Below are 10874 nucleotides of genomic sequence, written 5' to 3'. Positions count from 1 at the left end.
AGGCTGCGGTCCGCACAGTTTTCGGTTCATGGGCGGTGAGCATGGTTCTGAGAACAAGCAGGCTTCCCATGAACCGTCTTGTCGGACCGTGGCTTTTAGGCCGCTTCAGCGCCGAACTGCGGAGCGGGGCCGGAAGCAGCCTAAAGGCTGCGGTCCGCACAGTCTTCGGTTCATGGGCGATGAGCATGGTTCTGAGAACGAGCAGGCTTCCCATCAACCGTCTTGTCGGACCGTGGCCTTTAGGCCGCTTCAGCGCCGAACTGCGGAGCGGAGCCGGAAGCAGCCTGAAGGCTGCGGTCCGCGCAGTCTTCGGTTCATGGGCGATGAGCATGGTAATCAGAACGAGGCAGCTTGATGGAGGAGAAACCGTATAAAGACAACCCTCCTCTCCCCGGCCCTCTCCTCCCTTTCAGGGCGGAGAGGGAGAAGGTGAGCGGACTTTTTCAGTTTCATCGCCGATGGCGGATAGTCTGCAATTTTTCTTAAGTTTACAAGCGTGCGGCCTTTACGCTGCCGCGCAATTCGAGCAACAGATTTCTGTCGGTGATTGGCTGTCACCAAACTGCGTTCGCACTCCAGCGGAGATTGACCATGCGCAAGGTTTGCTGCCGTGAAACAGAAGCCGCTTTCTGCAATCCATGGGATTGGAAACAGGGCCGCTTGAGCCGGTGCGCCTTGCTCCTTTGATATGGCGATCAGCAACTCCACGTTCCAGTACCTGCAGCAATTGATCCGGTCGTGGTCCGGCATCCACCTTCCGGAAAAGGACAAGTATCTGGTCGAAGCGCGGTTGCTGCCCTTGACCCGGCAACACAAGGTGCCTTCGGTCGAGGATTTGATCGAACGAGTGCGGGAGGGAAGCGCCAACGGCCTGGGACCGGTCATTCTCGATGCGTTGCTGCCCAAGGAGAGCTATTTTTTCCGCAACCTCTATCCGTTCGAGCTTTTGCGGAGCAAAATCTTTCCCACGCTCCAATCCAGCCGCTTTCGCGAGTGCAAGCTGAACATCTGGTGCGCGGGCGGCCAGGAAGCCTACTCCATCGCGATGGTTCTGCACCGCTATTTCTCCGAGCTTTTGCGCTGGAAGGTCGATATCCTGGCGACCGACATTTCCAAGGAAGCATGGCCCAGGCGCAGGAAGGCCGATTCAACGAAGTGGAAGTTCACCGCGGCGTGCAACCGATCCTCGTCAGAGAATACTTTCGCAAGCAAGGGACCGATTATTTGTTCCATGACGCTGCGGGCCAACTGGTCGTGGTCCAGGAGTTGAATCTGGTGGGGGATTGGGGCGAATTGCCGGCGGCGGACGTCGTCTTCCTCCGCAATGTGCTGCGCTATATGAGTCCGGACGCCCAACAGACCGTCCTCAAGAAACTGAAGAGCGTGCTGAGACCGGACGGTTACCTGTTTTTGGGGGCGCAGGAAACGGCGCCCGAAACGGATTCGGATTTCACCCTCGTGGTCACCGAAAAGGCCGGTTACTACCAACTTTCTGGCAAGAGCGGCTAGTGCTGTGACAAAGAATTAGATTTTTGCTCAAACCCAAAGCTCCGAACCAACAACCCAACATGCGTTCAACGCCTGCGGCGGCGCTCGACCCAAGGGCCGCCTGCGGCGAAGAATACCGGCTCTCGGATGAAGACTATGAACCTCATCGATATTGACGCCTTGATCAAGAAGGCGGACGAACTGCAGCCGCTCCCGGCCAGTGTGGTCAAGCTGGCCTCGATGCTCAGTTCGGGCGCCGGCGACGTGGACGAGATTACGAATGTCATTCGATTCGATCCGGCCCTGACGGTGCGCCTGCTGCGGCTGGCCAATTCGGCCTTCAGCGGCGCTTCGGTCGCCATCACCACCGTCAAGGATGCGGTTTCCCGGCTGGGGACGGCGCGCATTCTATCTCTGGCCGTGGCCTCCCATTGCCGTCCGCTCATGCGGGTGCAAGTTCGCGCTTACGGCTACCAGGAAGGCGAGCTCTGGAGGCACTCGGTGGTTTCCATGCTCCTGGCCGAACTCGCGCCGCGCGTCTGCAAAACCCCTTTGCCGTCCGCCGGCGCGACGGCGGCGTTGCTGCACGATATCGGCAAGCTGGCCATGGCGCACTTTTTGGATCAGGACATTCTGGACTTGTTGGGGCGCGCGCAGAATGAAGGCGGACTGACGCCGCTGGAAGCCGAATCGCAAATCCTCCACGTGCATCACGGCGAGCTGGGCGGCCTGATTGCCCGCCACTGGAAGTTGCCCGAAGCCATCGTCAACGGGATCACTTACCACCATAATCCGGAGCAAGGCATGGATTTGGTTTGCGACGTCGTCCACCTGGCCGATGCCGTTGCCAAAGGCGTCGAAGCCAAGATGGCGAACAAGCCGGCTAAAATCGATGTGAATGCCGGCGCGGCGGAGCGCCTGGGCTTTGCCATGAAAGATATGGAATGGCTGTGCACTGAAGGGCAAGCCGCCTTCACAAAAGTCGGCGGCTTGTTTGGCGCGGCGTAGTTCCTCAACCTCAAAACCTCAGAGAAGCGAATGCAAACTTACAAAGTGATCTGCGCTTTTCTCTTGTCGGCGAGTCTCCACGCAGCGGGCGGCGCTGAACAAGGCCCAAACTCCGCGCAACCCATGAGCTTCTCCAAGCAGACGTTCACTTACAAGGAAGTCGGAGATTGCGAGATCAAGGCGGACGTCTATCGCGCCAAAGGCGGCGTGAAGCAACCCGTGATCCTGTGGATTCACGGGGGCGCGTTGATCATGGGCAACCGCAACGGGCTGCGCCGCGATCAAATGGAACGCTACATCCGCGCGGGCTACACCGTGGTTTCCATCGACTATCGGTTGGCGCCGGAAACGAAGCTCAAAGAAATCATTGAGGACCTCCAGGACGCTTACCAGTGGATTCGCGCGAAAGGGCCGGAGCAATTTAATGCGGACGCCGACCGCATTGGAGTGATCGGGCATTCGGCGGGCGGTTATCTCACGCTGATGACGGGTTTTTGCGTGAGCCCGCGGCCCAAAGCGCTGGTGCCGTTTTATGGTTACGGCGACATCATCAGCGAGTGGTACAGCCGGCCGGATCCATTCTACAACCAGCAACCCAAAGTCAGCCGCGAGGAGGCGGAGCAAGCCGTGGGCACGAAAATGATTGCCGAAGGTTCCGGGCGCAACCGGGGGCGGTTTTACCTGTATTGCCGCCAACAAGGACTCTGGCCCAAGGAAGTCGCGGGGCACGATCCGGACAAGGAGTCCAAAGCGTTCGATCCTTTTTGTCCGGTGAAGAACGTGACGAAAGATTACCCGCCCACCCTGCTGTTGCACGGCAACAAAGACACAGACGTGCCGCATGAACAATCCGTCCTGATGGCGGCGGAACTGAAGCGCCACGGAGTCGAGCACGAGTTGATCACGATGCAAGGCCGAGGCCACGGATTCGACGGCGGGCGCGAGGCGATGAAAGATCCGGTGATTGCGCAGACTTTCGACCGCGTCCTCGCGTTTCTTGATAAACACTTGAAGAATTAGGAGTCGAGTATGTTTTCCCTCAACTTAATCCTCTCCCGTTGGGCGGGGAAAATCTGTCGTCCGCGCCCGCAGAAAGCCGGTCGGATGTTGCTTCCCATGAACCTGCCGGTAGGGCGAGCCTGTCCCCAGCGAGCCGAGTCGGACGTGTTTCAGGCACGTCGAGCGGCTCGCCGGGACGGACTCGCCCTACCCACGAACGATCCCCATCGCCCCATCCCTCTCCCCCTCGGAGGCGGAGAGGATGTCCGCAGGGCGGGCCTTCGCCACGCTGGAGTGGCTTCGGCCATGCAGGCGGGAGAGAGGTCGGATTCCAGCGCGTGCCTGATGCTGCTTCTGCTGTTTGTAGTCCCGGTTTGCTCCCTGTCCGCCGCCGAAGCCGATTTGATTCTGCACCAGGGGAAGATCGTGACGGTGGATCGCAATTTCTCCATCGCGGAGGCCATCGCGATCCAGGGCGAGCGCATCCTTCTGGTCGGCCGCAACGAGGACGTTCTGAAAACCAAGGGAGCTACAACGCAAGTGGTCGATCTGGGCGGCAAAATGGTGCTGCCGGGATTGATGGATTCGCACGCGCATCCCGGCGCCGCGATGACAGAGTTCGATCACCCAATTCCCGACATGGAGAGCATTCAGGATGTGCTCGACTACATCAAGTCACGGGCGGCTGTGGTCAAGGAAGGCGAATGGATTCATCTGAGCCAGGTTTTCATCACGCGGCTGCGGGAACAGCGGTATCCGACCCGGAACGAACTGGATCGGGTCGCGCCCAAACATCCGGTCATCTTCTCGACTGGCCCCGACGCCTCGTTGAATAGTCTGGCGCTGAAATTGAGCGGCATCGACCGGGATTTCAAAATCACCGATGGCGGTCCGGGCTACCTTGAAAAGGACGCGCAAGGTGAGCCAACCGGAATTCTGCGAAGCTGCACGCGGATTGTGAAGTCCAGCAGTTCCGGGAAGCGCGCGACCGAACAGGACACCTATCAACGAACGCTCCAGCTTTTTCGGGATTACAATTCCGTCGGCCTGACCACGGTCGCGGACCGGAGCGCGAGCCTGGGCGCAATCGAGCGCTATAAGAAGATGCGCGACCAGGGAGATCTGCCGGTTCGATTGGCCATTTCGCAGAACATCGGCACGATCGGCGCGCTGGAAACGATTCAGGCCAGCATCCGGGACGTGGCCAGGAACCCGCTTTGCCAGGGCGACTCGCGGCTGCGCATCATCGGCATCAAAACGTTTTTGGACGGTGGCATGCTCACGGGAAGCGCGTACATGCGCCAACCGTGGGGCGTGAGCGAAATCTACTCCATCAAAGATCCGGAGTACCGCGGCGTGCTCTTCATTCCCAAGGAACGGCTGTTGCCGATCGTGCGAACCGCGGTGGAGTCCGGCCTGCAATTCACGGCGCATTCGGTCGGCGACGGCGCGGTGCACACGCTTCTGGACGTTTACGAGGAACTGACGAAGGAAGGTTTGCCGGTGCGCCAGACGCGCGGGTGCATCACGCACTCCAATTTCATGAGCCGCGAAGCCGTCGAACAAGCCGCTCGCCTGGGCGTCGTGGTGGACATCCAGCCGGCGTGGCTGTATCTGGACACGCGCACGCTGGTCAAACAATTCGGCTACGACCGGCTGCGTTATTTCCAGCCGCTGCGGACGATTTTCGCTGCCGGCGGAATCGCGGGCGGCGGATCGGATCACATGCAGAAGATCGGTTCCTTCCGCGCGATCAATCCTTACAATCCTTTCCTGGGAATGTGGGTGGCGGTCACGCGCCGGTCGAAGTGGTACGACGGCCAGTTGCATCCGGAGCAAGCGCTGTCGCGCGAGCAAGCAATTCGCTTTTACACCGCGAACAACGCGTATCTCCTGTTCAAAGAAAACGAAGTCGGCTCCCTGGAACCCGGCAAACTCGCCGACCTGATAGTGCTCGACACGGATTTGCTGACTTGCCCGGTGGATCAGATTCCAAAAACTCAAGTGCTCCGCACCTACTTGGGCGGCAAGTGGGTTCACGGCCGAGAGCGTTGAACCTCCTGGCCAACGTAACCGTTCACGCGAAAAGTGGTCTTAGCCGTTGCCTGATAAAGCGCAGTTCGTATGTGTTCAGCGTGGGTAGTGCGGGCGACCCGCCGAGCAGAATGAGAGGGAGGCGTCCGAGCAAAAGGCAGCGTCGTTCCCAACGGTTTCCCCTTTCCGTCGGGCGGGTCGCCCGACGGCACAGGGAGGACCTATCGCCTGTTGAACGCGCCAGTTTCGAAACGTTCCGCGACCTGATCATGACAAATGTGCGTACGTTGCACCGGTCGGCCGCCTATTCGCATTGGAGCGCGGGCATCGGTTTACCCGTATTGGGAGTTTACCTATTGGTCATCCTGCGCAAGGTAGTCAAAACAAGCGGCGAACCAGACGGTGCAGCGAACGGGAGCCAGCCGATTCGCTCAGAGACAAATTCAACGTCAGGGGCGGCTGGCTCCCGTCGCTGACCTTCGGGTTCGGCGATACTTGAACACGCGCACCAAATGGGTATGATCACGCTATGATTCTTGAACGCATGCCCGGAGTGTTCGATCTTCGCCAAGACCCGGCTGCGATTGAGAAACGTCTGAGAAGATGAAACGCCGAACCAGACGCTCGACCGAATGGCGAGGAGCGTGACGCCGCCGCTATTCCAAGTCGATTGTCACCGGCGCGCTCCTCGTCATCGGTCAGCTTTTCGTTCGGCAGCTCGGACGCGTACTTGAAATTAACTTCACGCTTGTGATCGCGGCGGAACTGACCGAAGCATTTTTGGCGAAGGTCGCGGGCTGGGAAGCCATGAAGCAGGCTCGGAGCCTGGTGGAGCGGGACCAGGTGCTCAGCTCGAACTGGACCCCACCTCTTTTGAAAGGAGTCGTTCAGGAAGGCTCGATCTCGTATCGCGCCGGGCTTGTCGTTAAGGGCGCCATCGACCTGGAGAACCTGTGCAGTTGCCGGGCCTCGAGGCAATGGGGAACGATCTGCGCGCATTCGGTGGCTGTGGGGTTGCATGTTCTGACGGCGGCGAAGAAAGCGGCTGCGGAACCTTCGGCCGGACGGAAGTCTGACGCACCTGCGCCACAACCGGGGACCAACTGCGCCGTCGGTTTCGTTCCTCGCGTTCCCCCTCACCCTGGCCCTCTCCCTCCGGGAGAGGGGAGAGCAAACCCCGTCGCGGAAGAGTTCCGGCGCGCACGTCTTCTCGAAACGAGGAGTTCAACGCTCCCTCTCCCCAAGGGAGAAGGCCGGGGTGAGGGGGAACGCGATGTCCAGCCGCCGGAGATGTCGGCCACTGGAATCGGCGAGCAACCAGTCGCAGCCAAACCAGGCACGAAAGTGCCAGACCGGCGCGTCCGGCGAGCGGACAACCAAGCCGCGGCCGAGCCCTTGGAGATTTTCGTCGTGCTGCCGCCGAACTTGCCGCAAGCGCTCGACAAGCCGAGGCTGACGATTTGTTTGGAGGGCAAATGGAAAAAGGGCCGAGCTCCACTCAACGCCTTGCCCAGAGACATTGTGTTTTGCCTTTTGGCCGAGGACCGCGCGCTGCTGGACTTCGTGGAGATCCTGGCAGATGGAGAAACACCCGGTGTTCTGGCTCTGCCGCGCGAGCAATTCGCCAGCGTGCTGGGCCGGTTGGTGGATCATCCGCGCGTTTCATCTGGCCGGTCACAGGCTCTGACCGTCACGGCGTCTCCGTGGAGAGTTCCACTTCAGGCGTCGCTGCAACCGTCAGGCGAAATCCGGTTGACCTTGAAGGTTTCTGAGACCGTGCCGGTTCTAATTGGAGGAGAAACAGCCTGGGCCTTTCGCCAAAACCGGTTTCAACCTGTCGGACTGCCCCAATCCTATCGCGCGCTTTTCCGTGAGCCGGTTCAACTCCCGCGCGCCCGCGTGCCGCAATTCCTGGCCCATGACTGGCCGTTGCTGCAAATGAATTGCGACCTGAAGGCGGACTTCGGTTTGGACGACTTTGTTTTGGAGTCCGGCCCGCCGAGTTTTCGGCTTTCGCTCGCCGGCGGCCTCGCCCAACTCCAGGCGCAACTTCAATGCGCCTACGGCCCGCGCGTCTTCGCGCTGGGAACAAGATCAGGCGAGGAATCTCCCTGGTCTCCGGACGCCAGTTCTCCCAGACGCTATTTCGCCAGGGATATCGATGCGGAACGCGGTGCGTTGGCGTGCCTGGTTCGGTGCGGCTTCACCGGGCCGGACGCGCAAGGCCGCTTGCATCTTGCCGGCCAGGATTCGGTGCTCAACTTCTTCGCCCGCGAATGGCCCCGGCTGCAACGGGAGTGGAACGTCACGCTGGAGGAGCGTCTCGACCGCAGCCTTTCGCGGAACGTCGAGCGGATCGAGCCGCGCTTTCAAGTAACGCCCTCGGGGGAGCAGTGGTTTGACTTTGGCGTCTCTTTCGCCGCCGAGAGCGGCGAACGTTTTTCGCCGGCGGACATTCAACGGCTCATTCTCTCGAGCCGCAGCCACACGCGGCTCAAGAGCGGGCGCTTCGCAGTCATCGACACGGGCGCGGTTGAGGAATTGCAGGAAGTGCTGCTGGACTGCGCGCCCAGGCAGGAGCGAGGCGTTTATCGGCTGGAGAACCGCCAAAGGGCATTTTTGGAATCGACCCTGAAAGAACAAGCAGGTTGGCGCGTCGAGGCGCAGAAGCTGGGCGCGCATCCGGGGACGACGCCATCCGGCGCAGTGGAGCTTCCGGCCCCGGCGCTGGGAGCGCTGGAAAGCGTGCTTCGAGCCTATCAGAAGCGCGGCGTCGCGTGGCTGCAATTCCTGCGGCAAAATCAGTTCGGCGGCATTCTGGCCGACGAAATGGGCCTGGGCAAAACCCTGCAAACGCTGGCGTTCCTTCAGTCGCTCGCCGACGCGGCGAACCCAGAAAGCCGCAAGCCGTCGTTGGTGGTTTGCCCCACGAGCCTGGTTTTCAACTGGCTGGCCGAAGCGGCGCGCTTCACGCCTCGGCTCAAGGCGCTCGCTTTGCACGGACCGGACCGGCGAGAACTCTTCCTGCAGATTCCCAAAGTCAATCTAGCGGTGACGAGTTATGCGTTGATCCGGCGCGACGCCGAACTTTATCGGGATTTGGAATTCGACACGGTGATCCTGGACGAAGCCCAGCACATCAAGAATCGCCAGACGCAAAACGCGCAGGCTGTCAAAGCGGTGAAGTGCGCGCATCGGCTCGTGTTGACGGGGACTCCGCTGGAGAACTCGGCGCTGGATTTGTGGTCGATCTTCGATTTTCTCATGCCGGGCTACCTGGGTTCGGCAAGCGATTTCAAGGAGCGTTATGAAATGCCCATCACGCGCGATCGCAGTGAATCCGTGCAGACTCGACTGGCCCGGCGCGTCCGGCCATTTATCCTCCGCCGGCTGAAACGCGAGGTCGCGAGCGATCTGCCCGAAAAGATCGAACAAGTGACGTTCTGCGAGCTGACCGACGACCAGCAGGCCGTGTATCAACAGGTGCTCGCGGCGAGCCGGCGCGAAGTGCTTGAGGCGGTTCAAACCCACGGCGCGCAGAAGAGCCGGATGGTCGTGCTGACCGCCCTGCTGCGCTTACGCCAGATTTGCTGCGACCTCCGGCTCCTGAAGCTTGAAAATGTCAATGCGGAAAAGGCTTCCGGGAAATTGGACTTGTTCCAGGAATTGCTCGACGAAGCCATCGACGGCGGGCATCGCGTGCTGGTGTTTAGCCAGTTCACCAGCATGCTGGCGTTGATCCGCGAGAGGCTGGCGGCGGCGGCGATGGAATTCTGTTATCTCGACGGCGCGACGTTGAATCGCGCCGAGGTGGTGGGAAAATTTCAGTCCAACCCTGCGATCCCGGTCTTTCTGATCAGCCTCAAAGCGGGTGGAGTCGGGCTGAACCTGACCGGAGCCGACACGGTGGTTCATTTCGATCCGTGGTGGAATCCGGCCGTGGAAGAGCAGGCCACCGACCGCGCCCATCGCATCGGCCAAACGCGAGTAGTCACCAGCTACAAGTTGATCGCGCGCGGCACGGTGGAGGAGAAAATCCTGAACTTGCAGCAGCGCAAACGGGAGACGCTCTTAACGATCCTCGCGGATGAAGAATCATTCACCGGGGCGTTGACCTGGGACGAGTTGCAGGAGCTGTTGGCCTGAGGTCGTCAGCTCCAAAGTCGCGCTCGGCGCGTCCTGGGAAGTTGACCGGACGTCAGTATGCGTCGCGCCGATGGTTTGCAGCCGTTTCCAAACCGCCTGATAGGCCAACTCCGGACGGTTGCAGTCCTGGCTGAGGTGCCCCAGGTAAAGATATCGCAACTCCGCCGAGACAATCTCTTCGGCCAATTCCGCGGCGGCCTCGTTGGAGAGATGTCCGTGCCGGCTCATGATCCGCTGTTTGACGCTCCACGGCCGCCGGCGATCTTCCTGAAGCAGCTTCAGGTCATGATTGGTCTCCAACACCAGAACGTTTGCGCGCCGCACGCGTTCAACGACCAATTTCGTGGCGTGGCCAAGATCGGTCAGGAAGCCGATGTTGGCTTCGGAAGTGCGGAGCAAGAAACCGATTGGATCGCTGGCGTCGTGCGGCACGCTGAACGTCTCGACCGCCACGTCACCCACGTCGAAGCTGGCCCCGGTGTTGAAGATGTGCCAGCCCAGCTTCAGCTGAAGCTGCTCTTCCACGGCTTCCTTGGTCAGACGATTGCAGAAGACCGGAATCTGGAGCTTGGCGCCCAGGCCAACCAGGCCTTGAACGTGGTCGGAGTGCTCGTGCGTGAGCAGAATGCCGTGCAAGGTCTCCGGAGTTCGTCCGATGAGCGCCAGGCGCTGGCGTATCTGGCGACCGCTGAGACCGGCATCGATGAGGAGCCGGGTCTCGTTGGTTTCAAGGTAGGCACAGTTTCCACTGGAACCGCTCCCCAAAATAGTGAATCGCACTGGCACGCGCGCAGAAATTACGCTTCGGCGTTTTGTGGATCAACTTATTAAGGGTCTGTGCAAAAATAACTTCCGGTTTTGGCGGGAGCGCCGCCTGGCCGGATGCAAGGCGCGAGGAGGGAGCATCCCCCTTTTGGGGCTGTGACCGACGAGCAACGCCGCAGCCGGCCAGGCGCCGCCCCGCCCCGGAGGGCTGGGGCGATTTCGCTTTCTGGCTTCGTTTCTCCTCAGAGCGTGTCCGAAAATTCCGCGGGGTCCTGTTTTCGCGCCAAAGGCCGGATGGCGAGGCGCAACGAAGGAGAATATCCTCCCTGGATCTTCGACTGAGGAGCAACAAAGCCAGGCGGCCTTTGGCGCGAAAACCCTCCGGGCGGCGGGTCTTTTGTCCGTGGCCTGCGTTGGCTCGGTCCTTACAGCCC

General features: G+C 60.5%; 9 protein-coding genes. 7 read left to right on the top strand and 2 right to left on the bottom strand.

Going from position 1 to position 10874, the window contains the following annotated elements; translation table 11 throughout:
• Positions 1–331, bottom strand: a 331-nt coding sequence (locus tag FJ398_21270; GenBank protein MBM3840445.1) for a hypothetical protein, incomplete at its 3' end; no start/stop codon positions are given.
• A 357-nt stretch (positions 332–688) separates the two neighbouring features.
• Between FJ398_21270 and FJ398_21265 the strand changes: the two genes are divergently transcribed.
• The 6 genes from FJ398_21265 (at position 689) to FJ398_21240 (ending at position 9675) form a co-directional block, all read left to right on the top strand.
• The gene (locus tag FJ398_21265) at positions 689–1270 is read left to right on the top strand and encodes a hypothetical protein (protein MBM3840444.1); all 582 of its coding nucleotides are present in this window, start codon (positions 689–691) and stop codon (positions 1268–1270) included.
• Complete coding sequence (locus tag FJ398_21260; protein MBM3840443.1) at positions 1123–1509, top strand: methyltransferase domain-containing protein; 387 nt, start codon at positions 1123–1125, stop codon at positions 1507–1509. The genes FJ398_21265 and FJ398_21260 overlap by 148 nt, the downstream gene beginning before the upstream one ends.
• A 126-nt stretch (positions 1510–1635) precedes the next feature.
• Positions 1636–2496 (top strand): HDOD domain-containing protein, encoded by an 861-nt coding sequence (locus tag FJ398_21255; protein ID MBM3840442.1) that lies wholly within the window; start codon positions 1636–1638, stop codon positions 2494–2496.
• Between the two features lie 30 nt (positions 2497–2526).
• Positions 2527–3516 (top strand): alpha/beta hydrolase, encoded by a 990-nt coding sequence (locus FJ398_21250; protein ID MBM3840441.1) that lies wholly within the window; start codon positions 2527–2529, stop codon positions 3514–3516.
• 285 nt (positions 3517–3801) lie between these two features.
• Positions 3802–5550: an amidohydrolase gene (locus FJ398_21245; GenBank protein MBM3840440.1), complete on the top strand. Its 1749-nt coding sequence runs from the start codon at positions 3802–3804 to the stop codon at positions 5548–5550.
• A gap of 729 nt (positions 5551–6279) precedes the next feature.
• Complete coding sequence (locus FJ398_21240) at positions 6280–9675, top strand: helicase (GenBank protein MBM3840439.1); 3396 nt, start codon at positions 6280–6282, stop codon at positions 9673–9675.
• Here the strand turns inward: FJ398_21240 and FJ398_21235 are convergent.
• Positions 9625–10473, bottom strand: a complete 849-nt coding sequence (locus FJ398_21235) for an MBL fold metallo-hydrolase (protein ID MBM3840438.1) — start codon at positions 10471–10473, stop codon at positions 9625–9627. The two genes, FJ398_21240 and FJ398_21235, sit on opposite strands and share 51 nt — an antisense overlap.
• 193 nt (positions 10474–10666) lie before the next feature.
• On the opposite strand from FJ398_21235, the gene FJ398_21230 reads away from it, so the two are divergent.
• A partial coding sequence (locus tag FJ398_21230; protein MBM3840437.1) for a hypothetical protein occupies positions 10667–10874 on the top strand: 208 nt, incomplete at its 3' end.

The organism is Verrucomicrobiota bacterium, from assembly GCA_016871535.1.
Taxonomy (GTDB): domain Bacteria; phylum Verrucomicrobiota; class Verrucomicrobiia; order Limisphaerales; family SIBE01; genus VHCZ01.
This window is presented reverse-complemented; position numbering and strand designations above follow the sequence as displayed.

Excerpts from the sequence above, each read along its gene's own strand:
- FJ398_21265 (MBM3840444.1), top strand. The coding sequence starts at position 689 with ATGGCGATCAGCAACTCCACGTTCCAGTACCTGCAGCAATTGATCCGG.
- FJ398_21260 (MBM3840443.1), top strand. The coding sequence starts at position 1,123 with ATGGCCCAGGCGCAGGAAGGCCGATTCAACGAAGTGGAAGTTCACCGC.
- FJ398_21255 (MBM3840442.1), top strand. The coding sequence starts at position 1,636 with ATGAAGACTATGAACCTCATCGATATTGACGCCTTGATCAAGAAGGCG.
- FJ398_21250 (MBM3840441.1), top strand. The coding sequence starts at position 2,527 with ATGCAAACTTACAAAGTGATCTGCGCTTTTCTCTTGTCGGCGAGTCTC.
- FJ398_21245 (MBM3840440.1), top strand. The coding sequence starts at position 3,802 with ATGCAGGCGGGAGAGAGGTCGGATTCCAGCGCGTGCCTGATGCTGCTT.